Consider the following 20,451-nt stretch of genomic DNA (forward strand, 5'->3'; position numbering starts at 1 on the left):
ACCCTGCGCGCCTCCAAGGCGATGCAGGAGCGCGCCTTCGCCGACCCGAAGATCCGCTTCGAGTGGGACAGCGCGGTCGAGGCGATCCACGGCGACCCGAAGCTGACCGGCGTCACCCTGCGCGACACCACCACCGGCGAGACCCGCGAGCTGGCCGTCACCGGCCTGTTCATCGCCATCGGCCACGACCCGCGCACCGAGCTGTTCAAGGGCCAGCTGGACCTCGACGCCGAGGGCTACCTCAAGGTCGAGGCCCCCTCGACCCGGACCAACGTCCCGGGTGTCTTCGGCGCCGGCGACGTCGTCGACCACACCTACCGCCAGGCCATCACCGCCTCCGGCACCGGCTGCTCCTCCGCGCTGGACGCCGAGCGCTACCTGGCCGCGCTGGACGACCTGGAGGCCCAGGCCGCCACCGTCGCGGTCTGAGCCCCCGCACGACCCGACCGACCCCCACGGGGGTGTTCCACGTGGAACACCCCCGCCCCGCCCAGGAAGGAAACAGAACGGGCCCGCCCGTTGTTCTCCTGGCAGCAGCCCTCTCCGTTTGACCCCGAGGAGTCCCCGTGGCCGGCGCCACCACCACCGTCACCGACGCGACGTTCAAGGCCGATGTCCTGGACAGCGAGAAGCCCGTCCTGGTCGACTTCTGGGCCACCTGGTGCGGCCCGTGCCGCCAGGTCGCCCCGATCCTCGAAGAGATCGCGTCCGAGCACGCCGACAAGCTGACCATCGCCAAGCTCGACGTCGACGCCAACCAGCAGACCGCTGCGGCATACAACGTGATCTCCATCCCGACCCTGATCGTCTACAAGGGCGGCGAGCCGGTGAAGTCGATCACCGGTGCCCGTCCGAAGGCCGCGCTGCTGCGCGAGCTGGCCGAGTTCATCTAGGTCCGGCCCACCGCGACGCCACGAGGGCGGGGCTCCCCATCGGGAGCCCCGCCCTCGTCGTATCCGCGGTCCGCGCCCCTGCCGCTGGTAGCCCGGCCCCGTCCTGCCGGCCCCGACGCGCCCGGCCCGCGCCCTGCCGGCTCGCGTCCAGCCGGCCCACGTCGTCTCCGCTCCGGGGCTAGAACGGCCTCAGGGCCGGCTCCTTGCGCCCACCGCCCAGCAGCCGCTCCAGCGCCACCTCCACGTCCCCGCGCCAGGAGAGCGTGGTGCGGGCCTCCAGCCGGAGCCGCGGGTAGCGCTGGTGCGGGCGGACGGTCTTGAAGCCGACCGCGAGCAGGTGGTCGGCGGGCAGGACGCAGCTCGGCGGCTGCCGTCCGACGGCGCCGAACGCCTCGATCGCCTTCACCCCCCGCCCCAGCAGGTCCTTGGCCACCGTCTGCACCAGCACCCGGCCCAGCCCCTGCCGCTGGTAACCCGGCAGCACCCGGCTGATCATCAGCTGAACGGCGTCGGGCGAGACCGGACTGGTCGGGAACGACTGCGACCGCGGGACGTACGCGGGCGGGGCATAGAGCACGAAGCCGACGGGGTTGTCGTCCACGTAGACGATCCGGCCGCACGAGCCCCACTCCAGCAGCACCGCGGAGATCCACCCCTCCTTCTCCAGCTCCGGCTTCCCGGCCTCCACCGCCGCGCGGCCGCTCACCGGGTCCAGCTCCCAGAACACGCAGGAGCGGCAGGTGGTCGGCAGATCCGCGAGGTTGTCCAGCGTCAGCGGAGCGATCCGGCGTCCCATTCCCCGCACCTCCTCGTCCACTCCACAATCGAGCATTCCCCCCGAACGGCGATGGGTGCATGTTTCACGTGAAACACCGCTCACGTGGAACATGCACCCATCGGGTCGTCGCCTCGGCCTGATCAGCCCTGCGACAGCCGCAGCCCGTCCTCGCCCGGGGCCAGGCTGTCCAGGATCCGGTTGAGGTCCTCCACCGAGCCGAACTCCAGCACGACCTTGCCCTTGCCCAGCTTGCCGCCGCGCTGCGAGACCTCGACCTTGACCCGGGTGTCGAAGCGGTCGGAGAGGCGGCTCGCCAGGTCGTTGAAGGCCGGGGAGAGCAGCTTGCCGGCCTTCGGCCCGGCCGGGCGTTGCTGCTGCGGCTCGGGGTCCATCAGCTTCACGATCTCCTCGGTGGTCCGCACCGAGAGGCCCTCCGCGACGATCCGCTTCGCCAGCTCCTCCTGCCGCTCCGCGTCGGGCACGCCGACCAGGGCCTTGGCGTGGCCCGCGGTCAGCACCCCGGCGGCGACCCGGCGCTGCACGGACGGCGAGAGCTTCAGCAGCCGCAGGGTGTTGGTCACGTGCGGACGCGAGCGGCCGACCCGGTCGGCCAGCTCGTCATGGGTGCAGGAGAAGTCCCGCAGCAGCTGGTCGTAGGCGGCGGCCTCCTCCAGCGGGTTCAGCTCCGCCCGGTGCAGGTTCTCCAGCAGGGCGTCCAGCAGCAGCTTGTCATCCTCGGTGGCCCGGACGATCGCCGGGATCTGCTCCAGCCCGGCCTCCCGGGAGGCCCGCCAGCGGCGCTCGCCCATGATGAGCTCGAAGCGCTCCGGCGCGACCTGGCGCACCACGACCGGCTGGAGCAGGCCCACCTCCTTGATCGAGGCGACCAGCTCGGCCAGCTTGTCCTCGTCGAAGACGTCCCGCGGCTGGCGCGGGTTCGGCGTGATCGAGTCCAGCGGCAGCTCGGCGAAGAAGGCCGTGACCGCCTGCTCCGGCTCCGCCGCGGCGACCGCACCGTCCTGCTCCGCCTGCTCGCGCAGGGTCTCCGCGGCCGCCCGGGCCGCCACCGTGCCCCGGCCGTTCGGCAGCACCGGCACCGCCGTCGGCGACACCGTGCCGGTCGCCACCACCGCGGCCGCAGCGGGCTGTGCCGCCGTCGCGCCCGCCGTCGGCGTTCCGGCCGGGATCAGTGCGTTGAGCCCCCGACCCAGACCCCTGCTGCGACCACTCACCGATTGCCCTCCGTCGTACCGTGCTGTGCCATCGGGGCGCTCTGCCCCGGCTCGCCGTCCCGCTGCTGCCCCACCAACGAGCCGCCGCCTCCTGCGGGCACCGCCCGCATCGCCAGCTCCCGGGCCGCCTCCAGGTAGGAGAGCGCACCGGTCGAGCCCGGGTCGTAGGTGAGCACCGTCTGACCGTAGCTCGGCGCCTCCGAGATCCGGACCGAGCGCGGGATCGCGGTGTGCAGCACCTCCTGCTGGAAGTGCGTCCGGACCTCCTCGGCGACCTGGGCGGCCAGCCGGGTGCGGGCGTCGTACATCGTGAGCAGGATGGTGGAGACGTGCAGCGTGGGGTTGAGGTGCGCCCTGACCAGCTCGACGTTGCGCAGCAGCTGTCCGAGGCCCTCCAGCGCGTAGTACTCGCACTGGATCGGGATCAGCACCTCCTGGCCGGCGACCAGCGCGTTGACCGTCAGCAGGCCGAGCGAGGGCGGGCAGTCGATCAGGATGTAGTCCAGCGGCTGCTCGTACGCGGCGATGGCGCGCTGGAGCCTGCTCTCCCGGGCCACCAGGGAGACCAGCTCGATCTCCGCACCGGCCAGGTCGATGGTGGCGGGGACGCAGAACAGGCCCTCGACGTCCACCACCGGCTGCACCACGTCGGCCAGCGGCTTTCCCTCGACCAGGACGTCGTAGATGGACGGCACCTCGGCGTGGTGGTCGATGCCGAGTGCGGTGGAGGCGTTGCCCTGCGGGTCGAGGTCCACCACCAGGACGCGCAGTCCGTGCATGGCGAGCGCCGCGGCCATGTTGACGGTCGAGGTGGTCTTCCCCACCCCGCCCTTCTGGTTGGCCACCACGATCACGCGGGTGGCGGCGGGCCGGGGCAGCCCTTCGCCCGCTCGGCCGATCGCCTGGACCGCAGCCTGGGCAGCACGCGCGATGGGCGTGTCATCGATCTGGTCGATGGTCTCCGAGTCCTGCATGGAGGTCAGTGTTTCACGTGAAAGCGGAGCGGCAACAGTCGCCGCCCGGAAGAGACCGAGCCCGCGGCGGAGCCGCAGATCCAAAGTGTCCGAGAGGAGAGAGCGACGTTTCACGTGAAACACCATGCCCGCAATGTCGGAAATCTGACGGTGCGACACTCCGATGGGATTCCGTCACCCGGACGGCCCCCGCCCGTCCCCCGCCCGTCCCCCGGCCGTCGCCCACGATCCGGGAAGCCCTCGAAAGCCGACGGGCGGGTGGTCCGAGGACCACCCGCCCGGGGTGAAACACCGTCTCGCAGCGGCCTCAGCGGCTGCGGCGCCGCCCGCCGCGGCCGGTCCCTGCGCCGCGCACCGCACCGGCGTTGCGCCCGGCCCGGGCCGCCTTGGCGCGCCGGGTGGCCGCCTTCACGCCGCCGGGGCTCTCCCCCGCCTTGACCTGGACCACCCGGGTCGAGGTCTCCAGGGTGCCCTCGCCGACCGAGATCACCGTCCACTCGACCGCGCCCAGCTTGGCCAGGCCGGCCCGCGACTCCGCGAGCTCCTGCTCGGCACTGTCACCCTTGAGCGCCAGCATCTGCCCGTGCGGGCGGAGCAGCGGCAGGCCCCAGCCGGCCAGCCGCTCCAGCGGCGCGACCGCGCGGGCCGTCACCACGTCCACCGCGAGCTTGCCGACCATCTCCTCGGCCCGACCGCGCAGCACCGTGACGTTCTCCAGCCCCAGCTCCCGGACGACCTCCTCCAGGAAGGTGGTCCGCCGCAGCAGCGGCTCCAGCAGCGTCACCGAGACGTCCGGACGGGCCAGCGCCACCGGGATGCCGGGCAGCCCGGCTCCGGAGCCGACGTCGCACAGGGTGGATCCGGGCGGCAGCAGCTCGGCCAGCACCGCGCAGTTCAGCACGTGGCGGTCCCAGAGCCGGGGCACCTCGCGGGGGCCGATCAGCCCGCGCTGGACGCCCGCGGTGGCCAGCAGCTCGGTGTAGCGGACCGCGGCGTCGAAGCGGTCACCGAAGACCTCCCGGGCCACGGCCGGGGCCGCGGCCAGCCCCTCGGCGGCCGTGTCGGCCGCGCCATCGGTGCCCGGACCCGCCGGACCCTCGGCCTCGGAACCGCCGGCACCCGCCACCGGTCCTCCGGCAGCCGCGCTCTCCGTGTCCATCTCGACCTCTCTGCTCCCCGGATCCACCGACCCGTTCTCCGCACCGTTTCACGTGAAACATCTCTCGCGGGCAGCAACACCCCGCGAAGGGACGACGACCCCGCCCGCACGAGGCGGACGGGGTCGAGTCCTCTGACGGTCACCGGTCGCCTGCGCGGCCGGTCATCGACTTCCCCTGGCTCAGGCCGGCAGCACGACCACGCACCGCTGGGGCTCCTCGCCCTCCGACTCGCTGCGCAGTCCGGCCGCGGCCACCGCGTCGTGGACGACCTTGCGCTCGAACGGCGTCATCGGCCGCAGCTTGACCTGCTCCCCCGTGCTCTTGGCCTGCTCCGCGGCCTCGGCCCCGAGCGCGGCCAGCTCGGACCGCTTGCGGGCCCGGAAGCCGGCAATGTCCAGCATGAGGCGGCTGCGCTCGCCGGTCTCCCGGTGGACAGCCAACCGGGTCAGCTCCTGCAGCGCCTCCAGCACCTCGCCGTCCTGGCCCACCAGGCGCTGCAGCGCACGGTCGTTGCCGTCGCTGACGATGGACACCAGGGCGCGGTCGCCCTCCACGTCCATGTCGATGTCACCGTCGAGGTCGGCGATGTCGAGCAGACCCTCCAGGTAGTCCGCCGCGATGTCGCCCTCCTGCTCCAGACGCGAGACGAGGCTCTCGTCGGCGCTGGCAGCGTCCTCGACCTCGACGGCGGAGGTGGTGGTGCCTTCCGTCACTGATGGACTCCTTCAAGGATGGGCCCGGTTGGTGGGCCGGGAACGAGGTTCGGGGGCCGCCGGGCGGGGCCGGCCGGTCCGGTCAGGACTTCTTCTTCGGCCTCTGGCCGCCCTGCCCACCGCGCCTCGGCTGCTGCCGGCCGCCCTGCCGGGCCGGGCCCGACTTGGCCCCACCGGGCCGGCTCGCCGCCGGCTTGGCGCTGCCGGAGTCGGCCTGAACGGTTCCCGCGGACTCCACGGGCTCCTCGGCCGGGGCCGCGTCGTCCTTGGTCAGGCTGGCGGTCTGGGCGCCGCCGCTGTGCTGGCGCTGGGCCTTGGTCTGCTTCCGCGGCTGCTGGCGGCGCACCTGCACGGCGTCCTCGACCACGGCCTCCGCGGAGGTCGTCGCCGTCTTCTTCGGCGGCAGGATGCCCCAGAGCGCGCCCTTGATCACCGAGCCGTCCGGGTTGAGCCGGCCCTGCTTCTTCAGTCGGGCCTGGCGCTCGTCCCAGGCCTTGCTGCCCGGAGTCGGGTTGTTGCGGATGACGATCAGCTGCTGGCCCATGGACCAGACGTTGGTGGTCAGCCAGTAGACCAGCACACCGACGGGGAAGTTGATGCCCATCACGGCGAACATGATCGGGAAGACGTACATCAGCATCTTCTGCTGCTGCATGAACGGCGTCTTGACCGTGAGGTCCACGTTCTTGGTCATCAGCTGGCGCTGCGTGATGAACTGCGACAGCGACATCAGGATGATCATCACCGCGGTGACGATCTTGACGCTGGTCTCGGTGCTGCCGACGAAGGTCGCGGACAGCGGGGCACCGAAGATGTGCGCCTTGCCGGCGCTCACCAGCAGGTCACCGTGGATGACACCGATCGGCTTGCCCTTGGCGACCGAGGCCAGCACGCCGTAGAGGGCGGTGAAGAACGGCGCCTGCACGAGGATGGGAAGGCAGCTGGAGAACGGGTTGGTACCCGCCTCCTTGTACAGCTTCATCATCTCTTCGGACTGGCGCTGCTTGTCGTTCTTGTAGCGCTCCTGGATGGCCTTCATCTTCGGCTGGATCGCCTGCATGGCCCGGGTCGCCTTGATCTGCTTCACGAAGAGCGGGATCAGGCAGATCCGGATCACGACCACCATGGAGGCGATGGCCAGACCCCAGGCCCAGCCACCGTCCGGGTCGAAGATGTGGCTGTACAGCGAGTGGAACTGGACGATGATCCAGGACACCGCTGTGTACAGGGGGTTCAGGAAGGAGAAGGTCACCGGTCAGGCTCCTTGGACATTGGGATCGGCCCCAAGGGACCAATGGTCGCCGGGCCCTCGGGGTCCGGACCGGCGGGGGGCGTGGTCACCGGCTGTCCGGCGGCGGACCGGCTGTTCAGCAGGTCTCGCAGTCGGCGGTGCCACACCGGGTGCTTGCGCGGCGGGACATGATCGACCCCGCCGGGCGTCCACGGATTGCAGCGCAGGATGCGCCAGGCGGTCAGGCCGCCGCCCTTGACCGCCCCGTGCACCTTCACGGCCTCGAAGCCGTAGTGCGAACAGGAGGGGTAGTAACGGCACACCGGACCGAGCAGTGGGCTGATGGTCCACTGGTAGACCCGGATCAGACCCATCAGCAGGTACTTCATCGCCCTGCTCCCGTCGGCGCCGTCACGGCGGGCTCCGCCTTCAGCAACCGCTTGAGCGCCGCGTCCAGATCGCGTTCCAGGTCCTGGTACGAGGCGGACGCGGCCTGGGGCAGCGCACGCACCACTATCAGGCTACCGGCGGGCAGCCTGGACAGACGATCACGAACGAGATGGCGAAGCCGGCGCTTGACCAGGTTCCGGACGACGGCCGGGCCGACGGCCTTGCTCACGACGAAACCCGCACGCGCCGAAGGAGTCCCCTCGGCGACGTGCGGGCGGGAGTCGCTGGTCCGGTCGGCCTGCCCCTTCGGGTCACCGTCTCTGCTGAGATGGACGACCAGTAGGGGCCGGCCGGCCCGGCGACCGCGTTTCACCGCGGTCGCGAAGTCCTGGCGCCGCCGCAGCCGATTCTCGGTGGGCAGCACAACAGACTCTGGCGCGGATCAGGCGGAGATGGCGCTGCGGCCCTTGCCACGGCGGGCGGCCAGGATGGCGCGGCCGGCGCGGGTACGCATACGCAGCCGGAAGCCGTGGGTCTTCGCGCGGCGACGGTTGTTCGGCTGGAAGGTGCGCTTGCTCACTCGGGGGCTCCTGAGGTGAATCGTAGGATGACGGGATGTCGCTTGGCCGTCACCGTGCGTCCGCGTGATCTCCCCTGATACGGAAATCCGGCCCATCGCCCCAGTTCGGCTGGGGTTTGAGGCAATCCACGGCGCCCGTGCTGCGCGCCTTATGGAGCGGGTGGACCCGCGGACATGCGGCAGCGGCCATCGACAACTCGACCTGGTTACGGTACGCGGGACGGGGCACGAGGGTCAAACCAGCCGTTCGCGCCGGGCGGGCCCGGACCCGCCGGGCGGCCCTCGGCCGTCCCACCCACCGACCCCGTCGCCCACAGCCTGTGGACAACGACTTGATCCGGCTCTGTTCGCTGACTACCGTTGCAGGACTTGTCTGGTTTGTTCTGCGTCGTCGGACGCCAACGGACCACAGCTCCACAGTCTCTTGATCCACTACCCCTGCTGGAGCCGCGGGGACCCGAGAAAGCGTGCACCAGTGGCTGATGTCAACAGCGACCTCGTCCCGGTCTGGGCGAGAGTCGTCGAGCGGCTGGTCGGCGACCCGGATGTCGGGGAGATGGACAAGCAGTGGGTGCAGCGCACCCAGCCGATGTGGATGATGCACGACACCGCCCTGCTGGCGACCCCCAACGAGCGGGCCAAGCAGGTGCTGGAGGGCCGGCTGCTGCCGCAGCTGACCGAGGCCCTCAGCCGCGAGCTCAGCCGTCCCGTCCGGATCGCCGTGATGGTCGACGCCAACGCCGTGCCCACCGCGCCCGCGCCGGCCCCGGCCGAACCGCCGGCCGCCGAGCAGGCCGGCGAGCCGTGGACGCGCTCCGAGGGCGGCGGCGAGTACGGCCACCAGGCCCACCAGGCCCACCAGGCCCGTCAGCCCCACCCGGGCCACCCCGGCCACCAGTACGAGCGGCCGTACGAGTCCGAGTACGAGCAGGACCAGTACGGGGCAGGCGGCTACCAGGAGCACCAGGCCCCCGCGTACGGCGGTCAGCCCTCGCCCTACGGCGGGCCGGCCCAGCAGCCGCCGTGGGAGAGCCACCAGGGGTACCCGGAGCAGTCCCCCGGCTATCCCGAGCCCGAGCCGCCGACCTCGCGCCCGGCTCCCCGTCCGGTCCCCGGTCCGCCCGCGACCACCCAGGGCGACCTGTTCGGCGGCGCCTACGGCCCCGGTCCCGGCGAGCACCCGCGGACCGCCGCGGGCCGCCGCTCCCCCGCGGCCCGCCCGGCCCCCGGCCGCCCCTCGGACAAGGCCCCGGCCGAGCGCGCCACCGACCGCCCGGCCGTGCCCGGCGTCCCGGCCCCGCCCGGCGCCCCTCCGGCCGGCGGCTCCCGCAAGGACGAGCCGGCCGCCCGGCTGAACCCCAAGTACCTCTTCGACACCTTCGTCATCGGCGCGAGCAACCGCTTCGCGCACGCGGCGGCGGTGGCGGTCGCCGAGGCCCCGGCCAAGGCGTACAACCCGCTCTTCATCTACGGCGAGTCCGGGCTGGGCAAGACCCACCTGCTGCACGCCATCGGGCACTACTCGCGCAGCCTCTTCCCCGGGACCCGGGTGCGCTACGTGTCCTCGGAGGAGTTCACCAACGAGTTCATCAACTCGATCCGGGACGGCAAGGCGGACGCGTTCCGCAAGCGCTACCGGGACATGGACATCCTGCTCGTGGACGACGTGCAGTTCCTGGCGAGCAAGGAGTCCACGCAGGAGGAGTTCTTCCACACCTTCAACACCCTGCACAACGCCAACAAGCAGATCGTCCTCTCGTCCGACCGGCCGCCCAAGCAGCTGATCACGCTGGAGGACCGGCTCCGCAACCGCTTCGAGTGGGGGCTGATCACCGACGTCACCCCGCCGGAGCTGGAGACCCGGATCGCGATCCTGCGCAAGAAGGCGATCCAGGAGCAACTGAACGCCCCCGCGGACGTGTTGGAGTTCATCGCCTCCCGGATCACCCGCAACATCCGGGAGTTGGAGGGCGCCCTGATCCGGGTCACCGCCTTCGCCAACCTCAACCGGGCGCCGGTGGACCTGGAGTTGGCCGGCATCGTCCTCAAGGACCTGATCCCGGGCGGGGACGAGGACGCCGGGCCGGAGATCACCGCGCAGGTCATCATGCAGCAGACCGCCGCGTACTTCGGGCTGGGCGTGGACGACCTCTGCGGCTCCTCGCGCAGCCGCGTGCTGGTGACGGCCCGGCAGATCGCCATGTACCTCTGCCGGGAGCTGACCGACCTCTCACTGCCGAAGATCGGCGCCCAGTTCGGCGGCCGCGACCACACCACGGTGATGCACGCCGACCGCAAGATCCGGTCCCTGATGGCCGAGCGCCGCTCGATCTACAACCAGGTCACCGAGCTGACCAACCGCATCAAGAGCTAGTCCGTCCACAGCCGTTGAAGGGCGTCAGGAGCCATCCTGACGCCCTTTCGGCATATCCACAGGTGTGCGCGGCCGATTCGCTGGGCAGGGTTGCGGGTGACGGACGCCGCGCCACTGCGCAGGCGGCGTCGAACATCTGACCGGGGATTCGAACCCGCCGGGCGCGAACGGCCGTTGTCCACAGCCGGAGCCGCTTCTCCACCGTCCACAGGCCGGTGAGCCCCGAGTTATCCAGAATTCCTCCACAGGCCCGCCGCCGCTACGCTCTTCCGCGCAGGTCAGGTGCCTGTGGACTTGTGCACAACGGTTATCCACAGGATGTGGACAATTGGCGGGCCGTCAGAGGGCCGTCCGGGTTATCCACCGGTTGTCCCCAGGGCCGTCCGGGTTATCCCCAGGTTGTCCACAGCGGCGTCCACAGTTCGACAACCTTGTGGTGGCGTTCATGCCCTGGTGTGAAAGGCGTCACGTAATGTTGACCGGGCCCCGTGGATAACCGGGCCCGGATCTGGGGACAGCGCTGGGGATAACCTGTGGATACCCACCGTCGCCTGTGGGTAACGCTCCGCTGTCCACAGCGGGCCGTGTCCGTCCACAGCTGCCGTCCACACCTCCTGTGGACAAAAAACCGGGCCTGACCTGCCGAAACAGGGTTATCCACGGTTTCCACAGGCCCTACTACTACTGCTACACCTATAGACCAGTCGACTCGTTCAAAAGCGGGTGGGCTCGAAATCTGTGGACAACCGGACCCCGACATTTGTTCGGCTTGCTTCCGCCCGTCTGCCCCGTCTGTCGGTGGAGTACGTCAGACTGTCCTCGGCGACTGGAAGCGGAGTGGCAGAGCTCGGCGGTCAGCCGCACCGAAGACCAAGATCAGAAGAACCAGACGTGCGAGCGGGAGCGCTCGATCCAGGAGGCGGTTACCGGTGAAGTTCCGGGTGGAGCGTGACGTCCTCGCGGAGGCGGTGGCCTGGGCTGCCCGCAGCCTCCCGGCACGGCCGCCGGTGCCGGTGCTGGCCGGCCTGCTGCTGACGGCACAGGACGGCAGCCTGGCGCTGTCCGGCTTCGACTACGAGGTCTCGGCCCGGGTCGAGCTGGAGGCCGACATCGAGGAGCCCGGCACCGTGCTGGTCTCCGGCCGGCTGCTGAACGACATCTCGCGCAACCTTCCCAACAGGCCTGTGGAGATCTCCACCGACGGCCAGCGGGTCAGCGTGGTCTGCGGCAGTTCCCGGTTCACCCTCCCCACCCTCCCGGTGGACGAGTACCCGGCCCTGCCCCAGATGCCGACCGCCACCGGCACCGTCCCGGGCGACGTCTTCGCCTCGGCGGTCAGCCAGGCCGCGGTGGCCGCGGGCCGCGACGACACCCTCCCGGTGCTCACCGGTGTCCGGGTCGAGATCGAGGGCGACCGGATCACCCTGGCCGCCACCGACCGCTACCGCTTCGCCGTCCGCGAGCTGCTGTGGAAGCCCGAGCAGCCGGACATCTCCGCGGTCGCCCTGGTGCCCGCCAAGACCCTCCAGGACATCGCCAAGTCCCTGGGCAGCGGTGACAACGTCTCGATCGCCCTGTCCTCGGGCGGCGCGGGCGAGGGCCTGATCGGTTTCGAGGGCGCCGGCCGCCGGACGACCACCCGGCTGCTGGAGGGCGAGTTCCCCAAGTTCCGCAGCCTCTTCCCGACCGAGTTCAACGCGATCGCCGCGATCCAGACGCAGCCCTTCCTGGAGGCGCTCAAGCGCGTCTCGCTGGTCGCCGAGCGCAACACCCCGGTCCGGCTGAACTTCGAGGAGGGCGTGCTGACGCTGGAGGCCGGTTCGGGCGACGACGCCCAGGCCACCGAGCGGATCGACGCCTCCCTGGAGGGCGACGCCATCTCGATCGCCTTCAACCCGGGCTACCTGGAGGAGGGCCTCAAGGCCATCGACTCCGCCTACGCCCAGCTGAGCTTCACCACGCCGACCAAGCCGGCCCTGCTCAGCGGCAAGGCCTCGGTCGACACCGAGGCGGACGAGGCCTACCAGTACCTGATCATGCCGGTCCGCCTCTCCGGCTGATCCGGTTCGCCCCGGCGTCCCGACGCGTTACCCACAGGCTGTGCTCAGCCTGTGGAAGGCCTCCCCCGGTCGGCCCGACCGCGGGGAGGCCCTTGCGCTTCAGCGCGTAGGCTCAGAGGGCGCGGCAACGGCGCCGCCGGCAGGCATGTCACCACAGGTAAGGACTTGGTCATGGAGCTCGGCCTCATCGGTCTCGGCAAGATGGGCGGCAACATGCGCGAGCGGATCCGCCGCGCCGGCCACACCGTCATCGGTTACGACCGCAACCAGGACATCTCCGACGTCGAGAGCCTCCAGGAGCTCGTCACCAAGCTCCAGGGCCCGCGCGTGGTCTGGGTCATGGTCCCGGCCGGCGCCGCCACCCAGGCGACCGTGGACGAGCTCGCCGAGCTGCTCTCCCCCGGTGACGTGGTCGTCGACGGCGGCAACTCCCGCTGGACCGACGACGTCAAGCACGCCGAGGCGCTGGCCGCCAAGGGCATCGGCTTCGTCGACTGCGGCGTCTCCGGCGGCGTCTGGGGCCTGGAGAACGGCTACGCCCTGATGTACGGCGGCGCGGCCGAGCACGTCGCCAAGGCCAAGCCGGTCTTCGACGCGCTGAAGCCGGAGGGCGACTTCGGCTCCGTGCACGCGGGTGCGGTCGGCGCCGGCCACTTCGCCAAGATGGTCCACAACGGCATCGAGTACGCGATGATGCAGGCCTTCGCCGAGGGCTGGGAGCTGCTGGAGGCCGCCCCCGAGGTCACCGACGTGCGCGAGGTCTTCCGCAGCTGGCAGGAGGGCACCGTCATCCGCTCGTGGCTGCTCGACCTGGCCGTCCGCGCCCTAGACGACGACGAGCACCTGGCCAAGCTCAAGGGCTGGGCCGCCGACTCCGGCGAGGGCCGCTGGACCGTCGAGGCCGCGATCGACCACGCCGTGCCGCTGCCGGCGATCACCGCCTCGCTCTTCGCCCGCTTCGCCTCCCGCCAGGAGGACTCGCCGCAGATGAAGATGATCGCCGCGCTGCGCAACCAGTTCGGCGGCCACGCGGTCGAGTCGAAGTAGTCCCGTCACTGCCCGGGGGCCTGCCCCCGGGCGAGCACAGTCACAGAAGGCGAGCGCAGTCCACAGCCATGCACGTCGCGCATCTGTCGCTCGCCGACTTCCGGTCGTACGCCCGGGCCGAGGTACCCCTCGACCCGGGCGTGACCGCCTTCGTCGGACCGAACGGCCAGGGGAAGACCAACCTGGTCGAGGCGATCGGCTACGTCGCCACCCTGGGCAGCCACCGGGTCGCCACCGACGCGCCGCTGATCCGGCTGGGCGCCGAGCGGGCGGTGGTCCGCGCCTCGGTGGTGGCCGGCTCCCGCACCACGCTGGTGGAGCTGGAGATCACCCCGGGCAAGGCCAACCGGGCCCGGATCAACCGCTCGGACAACGTCCGGCCGCGCGACGTGCTGGGCCTGCTGCGGACCGTGCTGTTCGCCCCCGAGGACCTCGCCCTGGTCAAGGGCGACCCGGGCGAGCGCCGGCGCTTCCTCGACGAGCTGCTGACCGCCCGCGCCCCCCGGCTGGCAGGGGTGCGGCAGGACTACGAACGGGTGCTCAAGCAGCGCAACGCCCTGCTGAAGACCGCCGCGATGGCCCGCCGGGCCGGTGGCGGCAAGGGCGCGGACCTCTCCACCCTGGAGGTCTGGGACGGCCATCTGGCGCGCGCCGGAGCCGAGCTGACCGCCTTCAGGATACAGCTGGTGGCCGCTCTCCAGCCGCTGGTGTCGGCCGCGTACGGGCAGCTCGCGCCCGCGGGCGGGGAGACCGTGCTGGAGTACCGCAGCTCGTTCGAGGGCGAGCTGCCCTCCAGCCGCGAGCAGGCGGAGGAGCAACTGCTGCAGGCCCTCCAGGCGGTCCGCAAGCAGGAGGTCGAGCGCGGGCTGACGCTGGTCGGCCCGCACCGCGACGAGCTGGTGCTCCGGCTCGGCCCGCTGCCCGCCAAGGGCTACGCGAGCCACGGTGAGTCCTGGTCGTTCGCCCTCGCCCTGCGGCTGGCCTCGTACGAGCTGCTGCGCGCCGACGGCGGGGAGCCGGTGCTGATCCTGGACGACGTCTTCGCCGAGCTGGACGCCACCCGGCGGGACCGGCTGGCCGAGCTGGTCGCCGGCGGGGAGCAGGTGCTGGTCACCGCGGCCGTCGCGGAGGACGTGCCGAAGGCGCTGGCCGGGGCCCGGTACGCGGTGGCCGACGGCGCGGTGCGCCGGGTCGACGCCTGACGCCCGGGGCCGGCAGCCGGACCCGACGTCCGGACCAGAGGCCCGTGCCGACGTCCGGGCCGGGCGGCGCCCCCGCCGCCGGGCTCCCCCCGCCCCGCGCAGGAGCGGTCCCCTTCACACCCTCACACTTTCCGCCCGTGCCCGACCGGTGCACCGGCGGCCCGCCGCCCTCCGCTCCCGTACGCTGGACGGCTCACCGTTGTCCACAGCCTGGGGATAGGAGATCGCCGTGAGCGAGCCGGCCGAGAACCCCCCGCAGCCGGCCGGCGCCGGTCCGGACGCCGCCGGACCGACCGGCGCCGATCTGGCCCGCTCGGCGCTGCGGGCGGCCAGGGCGCAGGCCAAGCAGCGCGGCGAGCAGGTCAGGGAGAAGCGCGAGGCGAAGCGGCACGGCCTGCGCAGCGGTGCGCGTTCGGACGGCCGCGACCCGGTACCGCTGGGTGCGGCGCTCAACCGGCTGCTGACCGAGCGCGGGTGGGAGTCCTCGGCCGCGGTCGGCGGCGTGATGGGCCGCTGGCCGCAGATCGTCGGCCCGGACATCGCCGCGCACTGCGCCCCCACCTCCTACGACGACGCGGCCGCGGTGCTCGTCGTGCAGTGCGACTCCACCGCCTGGGCCACCCAACTCCGCTGGCTGGCAAGGCAATTGGTGGCACGTCTGAACCACGAGCTGGGGCACGGCACGGTCAAGACCATCAAGGTGCTCGGGCCGGCCGCGCCGGTCCGCGGCTACGGCCGGCTGCGGGCGCCGGGCAGCAAGGGGCCGGGCGACACCTGGGGCTGACCGGGGCCCGCCCGGTGCCGAGCGGACCGGGATCTTCCGGAACCCCTGACGGCCCTTCCAGGCGCTCTGAGCCCCCGGGGCGAGTATCGGGACATGTGCAGAGGGGATTCAGGGCGGCGTATCTGCCCTCAGAGGCTGCCAAACGCCCATCTCTGTCAGTCGTACCGGTAGACTGAGAGCCAAACACTGTTGCTAGTGGCAACCGAGTCGAAACGCCGTGGTCGCACGCCCGCCCACACGGGGCGGGGATGCGGCCCGTGCTGTGCCAGAGAGGGCGCTTCGTGGCCGATTCCGGCAACCCCAGCCAGACCCCAGACCAGACCGACCAGGGCGAGAAGTCCTACAACGCCAGCAACATCCAGGTGCTGGAGGGCCTCGACGCCGTCCGCAAGCGTCCCGGCATGTACATCGGTTCCACCGGTGAGCGTGGGCTGCACCACCTGGTGCAGGAGGTCGTGGACAACTCCGTCGACGAGGCCATGGCCGGGCACGCGGACACCATCGACGTCACGATCCTGCCGGACGGCGGCGTGCGGGTGGTCGACAACGGCCGCGGCATCCCGGTCGGCATCGTCCCCGGGCAGGAGAAGCCGGCCGTCGAGGTCGTGCTCACCGTGCTGCACGCGGGCGGCAAGTTCGGCGGCGGCGGGTACGCGGTCTCCGGCGGTCTGCACGGCGTCGGCGTCTCGGTGGTGAACGCGCTCTCCACCCGGCTCGCGGTGGAGATCCACACCGAGGGCCACCGCTGGACCCAGGACTACAAGATGGGCGCGCCGACCGCCGCCCTGGTCAAGGGCGAGGCCACCGACCGCAACGGCACCAGCGTCACCTTCTGGGCCGACCCGGACATCTTCGAGACGACGGTCTACTCCTTCGAGACGCTCTCCCGGCGCTTCCAGGAGATGGCCTTCCTCAACAAGGGCCTGAGCATCTCGCTGACCGACGAGCGCCCCGAGCACGCGGACGAGGACGGCAAGCCGCTCTCGGTCACGTACAAGTACGACGGCGGCATCGCGGACTTCGTCACCCACCTCAACTCCCGCAAGGGCGAGGTGATCCACCCCTCGGTGATCGACTTCGAGGCGGAGGACAAGGAGAAGGCGATCTCGGTCGAGGTCGCGATGCAGTGGAACTCCTCCTACACCGAGGGTGTCTACAGCTTCGCCAACACCATCCACACGCACGGCGGCGGTACCCACGAGGAGGGCTTCCGCGCCGCGCTCACCGGTCTGGTCAACCGCTACGCGCGGGACAAGAAGCTGCTCCGCGAGAAGGACGACAACCTCTCCGGCGAGGACATCCGCGAGGGTCTGACCGCGATCATCTCGGTCAAGCTCGGCGAGCCGCAGTTCGAGGGCCAGACCAAGGACAAGCTGGGCAACACCGAGGCGAAGACCTTCGTCCAGCGGGTCGTCCACGAGCAGCTGAACGACTGGCTGGACCGCAACCCCAACGAGGCCGCGGACATCATCCGCAAGTCCATCCAGGCCGCCACCGCGCGCGTCGCCGCCCGCAAGGCGCGCGACCTGACGCGCCGCAAGGGCCTGCTGGAATCCGCCTCGCTGCCGGGCAAGCTGAGCGACTGCCAGTCCAAGGACCCGGCCGAGTGCGAGATCTTCATCGTCGAGGGTGACTCCGCCGGCGGCTCCGCCAAGCAGGGCCGCGACCCGCGGATCCAGGCCATCCTGCCGATCCGCGGCAAGATCCTGAACGTCGAGAAGGCCCGGATCGACAAGGTCCTGCAGAACACCGAGGTCCAGGCGCTGATCTCGGCCTTCGGCTGCGGCATCCAGGAGGACTACGACGAGTCCAAGCTCCGCTATCACAAGATCGTCCTGATGGCGGACGCCGACGTCGACGGGCAGCACATCCGCACCCTGCTGCTCACCCTGCTGTTCCGCTTCATGCGGCCGCTGGTCGAGGCCGGGTACGTGTACCTGGCGATGCCGCCGCTGTACAAGATCAAGTGGGGCAAGGACGACTTCGACTACGTCTACTCCGACCGCGAGCGCGACGCCACCATCGCGGCGGGCGTGGCGGCCGGGCGCCGGCTGCCGAAGGACGACGCGATCCAGCGCTTCAAGGGTCTCGGCGAGATGAACGCCGAGGAGCTGCGCGTCACCACCATGGACCAGGCCCACCGTCTGCTCATGCAGGTCACCCTGGAGGACGCGGCCCGCGCCGACGACCTCTTCTCCGTCCTGATGGGCGAGGACGTCGAGGCCCGCCGGTCCTTCATCCAGCGCAACGCCAAGGACGTCCGCTTCCTGGACGTGTGACGGGGTCCGCCCCCGTCAGCACAGTCCAGTCACGCGTGAAAGGAAACTGACCACCAGTGGTCGACGACAACCGTCCCGACGGCGAGCAGCCGGACGCCGGCACCACCACGGACACCTTCGTCTCCCGGGTCGAGCCGATCGAGCTCGAGACCGAGATGCAGCGCTCCTACCTCGACTACGCGATGAGCGTGATCGTGAGCCGCGCGCTGCCCGAGGTCCGCGACGGCCTCAAGCCGGTGCACCGGCGCGTGCTCTACGCGATGTACGACGGCGGGTACCGCCCCGAGAAGGGCTACTACAAGTGCGCCCGCGTCGTCGGCGACGTCATGGGCAACTACCACCCGCACGGTGACACCTCGATCTACGACACCGTGGTCCGCCTGGCCCAGCCGTGGTCGCTGCGGATGCCGCTGGTGGACGGCAACGGCAACTTCGGCTCCCCGGGCAACGACCCGGCGGCGGCCATGCGCTACACCGAGTGCAAGATGATGCCGCTGGCCATGGAGATGATGCGCGACATCGACGAGGAGACCGTCGACTTCGCCGCCAACTACGACGGCCGCTCGCAGGAGCCCACCGTCCTGCCCGCGCGCATCCCCAACCTGCTGATCAACGGTGCCACCGGCATCGCGGTCGGCATGGCCACCAACATCCCGCCGCACAACCTCCGCGAGGTCGCCTCGGGTGCCCTCTGGGCGCTGGAGCACCCGGACGCCTCCAACGAGGAACTACTGGAGGCCCTGATCGAGCGGATCAAGGGCCCGGACTTCCCGACCGGCGCCCTGATCGTCGGCCGCCGCGGGATCGAGGAGGCGTACCGGACCGGGCGCGGCTCGATCACCATGCGCGCGGTGGTCGAGGTCGAGGAGATCCAGGGCCGCCAGTGCCTGGTGATCACCGAGCTGCCCTACCAGGTCAACCCGGACAACCTCGCCCTGAAGATCGCCGACCTGGTCAAGGACGGCAAGATCGCCGGCATCGCCGACGTCCGCGACGAGTCCTCCTCGCGCACCGGCCAGCGCCTGGTCATCGTGCTCAAGCGCGACGCCGTCGCCAAGGTCGTGCTGAACAACCTCTACAAGCACACCGACCTGCAGACCAACTTCGGCGCCAACATGCTGGCCCTGGTCGACGGCGTGCCGCGCACGCTCGCGCTGGACGCCTTCATCCGGCACTGGGTCAACCACCAGGTCGAGGTCATCGTCCGGCGCACCCGGTTCCGGCTGCGCAAGGCCGAGGAGCGCGCGCACATCCTGCGCGCCCTGCTCAAGGCGCTGGACATGATCGACGAGGTCATCGCGCTGATCCGGGCCTCCGAGTCGGCCGACGCGGCCCGCAGCGGCCTGATGAACCTGCTCACCATCGACGAGATCCAGGCCAACGCGATCCTGGAGATGCAGCTGCGCCGGCTGGCCGCCCTGGAGCGCCAGCGGATCATGGACGAGCACGACGAGCTGCAGCGCAAGATCGACGAGTACAACGCGATCCTCGCCTCCCCGGTCCGCCAGCGGGAGATCATCTCCGAGGAGCTCACCGCGATCGTCGAGAAGTACGGCGACGAGCGGCGCTCCACCCTCATCCCCTCCGACGGCGACCTCTCCATCGAGGACCTCATCGCCGAGGAGGACATCGTCGTCACGATCACCCGTGGCGGCTACGTCAAGCGGACCCGCTCCGACCTCTACCGCTCGCAGAAGCGCGGCGGCAAGGGCGTGCGCGGCGCCCAGCTGAAGCAGGACGACATCGTCGACCACTTCTTCGTGACGACGACGCACAACTGGATCCTGTTCTTCACCAACAAGGGCCGGGTCTACCGCGCCAAGGGCTACGAGCTGCCGGACGCCGGGCGCGACGCCCGCGGCCAGCACGTGGCCAACCTGCTGGCCTTCCAGCCGGAGGAGCACATCACCCAGGTGATGGCGGTGCGCACCTACGAGGACAAGCCGTACCTCGTCCTCGCCACCCGGGCCGGCCTGGTGAAGAAGTCCGCCCTGAAGGACTACGACTCCCCGCGCTCCGGCGGCCTGATCGCGATCAACCTGCGCCAGGACGAGCACGGCCGGGACGACGAGCTGATCGGTGCCGAGCTGGTCTCCGCCGAGGACGACCTGCTGCTGGTCTCCCGGAAGGCCCAGTCGATCCGGTTCACCGCGACCGACGACGCGCTGCGGCCCACCGGCCGCGCCACCTCCGGCGTCAAGGGCATGTCCTTCCGCGAGGACGACGAGCTGCTCTCGATGAACGTCGTCCGTCCGGGCACGTTCGTCTTCACCGCCACCGACGGCGGCTACGCCAAGCGCACCGGGGTGGACGAGTACCGTGTCCAGGGACGCGGCGGCTACGGCACCAAGGCGGCGAAGATCGTCGAGGGCCGGGGCTCGCTGGTCGGCGCGCTGGTGGTCGACGACACCGACGAGATCATGGCGATCACCCTGTCGGGTGGGGTGATCCGCACGAGGGTTTCCGAGGTTCGTGAAACCGGACGTGACACCATGGGCGTCCAACTGATCAACCTCGGAAAGCGCGACGCGGTCGTGGGCATGGCCCGCAACGCGGAGGCCGAGGACGAGGAGTCGCTGGAGGACGAGGTCGCAGGCACCGAGTCCCCCGAGGTGGCCGAGGGTACGGAGACGGTCGCCGGCGGCGAGGACGCCCAGGCCTGAGCCGAACCGTGGGCCGGTGTCGCAGCGTCGAGAAGGATGGGCGCGGCGGCACCGGCCGCCGACCAGTTCCGGGCAATCCCGCCGGGCGCTG

18 protein-coding genes are annotated in these 20,451 nt (G+C 71.0%); 9 read left to right on the forward strand and 9 right to left on the reverse strand.

Translation table 11 applies throughout. From position 1 onward, the window contains the following. The coding region (locus J5Y04_RS29570) for an NAD(P)/FAD-dependent oxidoreductase (RefSeq protein WP_209415474.1) at positions 1 to 429 on the forward strand (429 nt) is incomplete at its 5' end. A gap of 137 nt (positions 430 to 566) precedes the next feature. After that, positions 567 to 893: a thioredoxin gene (trxA, locus tag J5Y04_RS29575; RefSeq protein WP_148643831.1), complete on the forward strand. Its 327-nt coding sequence runs from the start codon at positions 567 to 569 to the stop codon at positions 891 to 893. A 178-nt stretch (positions 894 to 1,071) separates the two neighbouring features. On the opposite strand, the gene J5Y04_RS29580 is transcribed toward trxA, so the two are convergent. The 9 genes from J5Y04_RS29580 to rpmH all read right to left on the reverse strand — a co-directional run bounded on the left by J5Y04_RS29580 (position 1,072) and on the right by rpmH (position 7,951). Next, on the reverse strand, positions 1,072 to 1,689 hold the full coding sequence (locus J5Y04_RS29580) for a GNAT family N-acetyltransferase (protein WP_148643830.1): 618 nt from the start codon (positions 1,687 to 1,689) through the stop codon (positions 1,072 to 1,074). A gap of 122 nt (positions 1,690 to 1,811) precedes the next feature. Continuing rightward, positions 1,812 to 2,903 (reverse strand): ParB/RepB/Spo0J family partition protein, encoded by a 1,092-nt coding sequence (locus J5Y04_RS29585; RefSeq protein ID WP_209415475.1) that lies wholly within the window; start codon positions 2,901 to 2,903, stop codon positions 1,812 to 1,814. Continuing rightward, on the reverse strand, positions 2,900 to 3,877 hold the full coding sequence (locus J5Y04_RS29590; RefSeq protein ID WP_209415476.1) for a ParA family protein: 978 nt from the start codon (positions 3,875 to 3,877) through the stop codon (positions 2,900 to 2,902). The genes J5Y04_RS29585 and J5Y04_RS29590 overlap by 4 nt, the downstream gene beginning before the upstream one ends. 307 nt (positions 3,878 to 4,184) lie before the next feature. Further along, positions 4,185 to 5,036, reverse strand: coding sequence for a 16S rRNA (guanine(527)-N(7))-methyltransferase RsmG (rsmG, locus tag J5Y04_RS29595; protein ID WP_209415477.1), 852 nt, complete (start codon positions 5,034 to 5,036; stop codon positions 4,185 to 4,187). Positions 5,037 to 5,216: 180 nt separating this feature from the next. Then, a complete protein-coding gene (locus J5Y04_RS29600; protein ID WP_209415478.1) occupies positions 5,217 to 5,750 on the reverse strand; it encodes a R3H domain-containing nucleic acid-binding protein in 534 nt (177 codons plus the stop codon). Between the two features lie 82 nt (positions 5,751 to 5,832). Beyond that, entirely contained in the window at positions 5,833 to 7,002 is a 1,170-nt protein-coding gene (gene yidC, locus J5Y04_RS29605) for a membrane protein insertase YidC (RefSeq protein ID WP_209415479.1), read from the reverse strand. Continuing rightward, on the reverse strand, positions 6,999 to 7,370 hold the full coding sequence (yidD, locus tag J5Y04_RS29610) for a membrane protein insertion efficiency factor YidD (protein WP_209415480.1): 372 nt from the start codon (positions 7,368 to 7,370) through the stop codon (positions 6,999 to 7,001). The genes yidC and yidD overlap by 4 nt, the downstream gene beginning before the upstream one ends. Continuing rightward, on the reverse strand, positions 7,367 to 7,795 hold the full coding sequence (gene rnpA / locus J5Y04_RS29615) for a ribonuclease P protein component (protein ID WP_209415481.1): 429 nt from the start codon (positions 7,793 to 7,795) through the stop codon (positions 7,367 to 7,369). The genes yidD and rnpA overlap by 4 nt, the downstream gene beginning before the upstream one ends. Before the next feature lie 18 nt (positions 7,796 to 7,813). Beyond that, positions 7,814 to 7,951: a 50S ribosomal protein L34 gene (gene rpmH / locus J5Y04_RS29620; RefSeq protein WP_148643823.1), complete on the reverse strand. Its 138-nt coding sequence runs from the start codon at positions 7,949 to 7,951 to the stop codon at positions 7,814 to 7,816. A gap of 475 nt (positions 7,952 to 8,426) precedes the next feature. On the opposite strand from rpmH, the gene dnaA reads away from it, so the two are divergent. From dnaA to gyrA, 7 genes are all read left to right on the forward strand, one after another. Then, entirely contained in the window at positions 8,427 to 10,325 is a 1,899-nt protein-coding gene (gene dnaA, locus J5Y04_RS29625; protein WP_209415482.1) for a chromosomal replication initiator protein DnaA, read from the forward strand. Between the two features lie 929 nt (positions 10,326 to 11,254). Further along, positions 11,255 to 12,385, forward strand: coding sequence for a DNA polymerase III subunit beta (dnaN, locus tag J5Y04_RS29630; RefSeq protein WP_148643822.1), 1,131 nt, complete (start codon positions 11,255 to 11,257; stop codon positions 12,383 to 12,385). A 171-nt stretch (positions 12,386 to 12,556) separates the two neighbouring features. Then, complete coding sequence (gene gnd / locus J5Y04_RS29635; protein WP_209415483.1) at positions 12,557 to 13,432, forward strand: phosphogluconate dehydrogenase (NAD(+)-dependent, decarboxylating); 876 nt, start codon at positions 12,557 to 12,559, stop codon at positions 13,430 to 13,432. 68 nt (positions 13,433 to 13,500) lie between these two features. Then, the gene (gene recF / locus J5Y04_RS29640; RefSeq protein WP_209415484.1) at positions 13,501 to 14,634 is read left to right on the forward strand and encodes a DNA replication/repair protein RecF; all 1,134 of its coding nucleotides are present in this window, start codon (positions 13,501 to 13,503) and stop codon (positions 14,632 to 14,634) included. A 229-nt stretch (positions 14,635 to 14,863) separates the two neighbouring features. Then, positions 14,864 to 15,418: a DciA family protein gene (locus J5Y04_RS29645; protein WP_209415485.1), complete on the forward strand. Its 555-nt coding sequence runs from the start codon at positions 14,864 to 14,866 to the stop codon at positions 15,416 to 15,418. Positions 15,419 to 15,675: 257 nt separating this feature from the next. Continuing rightward, positions 15,676 to 17,697: a DNA topoisomerase (ATP-hydrolyzing) subunit B gene (gene gyrB / locus J5Y04_RS29650; protein ID WP_307853368.1), complete on the forward strand. Its 2,022-nt coding sequence runs from the start codon at positions 15,676 to 15,678 to the stop codon at positions 17,695 to 17,697. 56 nt (positions 17,698 to 17,753) lie between these two features. Next, entirely contained in the window at positions 17,754 to 20,360 is a 2,607-nt protein-coding gene (gyrA, locus tag J5Y04_RS29655; protein ID WP_209415487.1) for a DNA gyrase subunit A, read from the forward strand. Positions 20,361 to 20,451: the final 91 nt, after the last annotated feature.

Source organism: Kitasatospora sp. RG8, from assembly GCF_017813315.1.
Lineage (GTDB): Bacteria > Actinomycetota > Actinomycetes > Streptomycetales > Streptomycetaceae > Kitasatospora.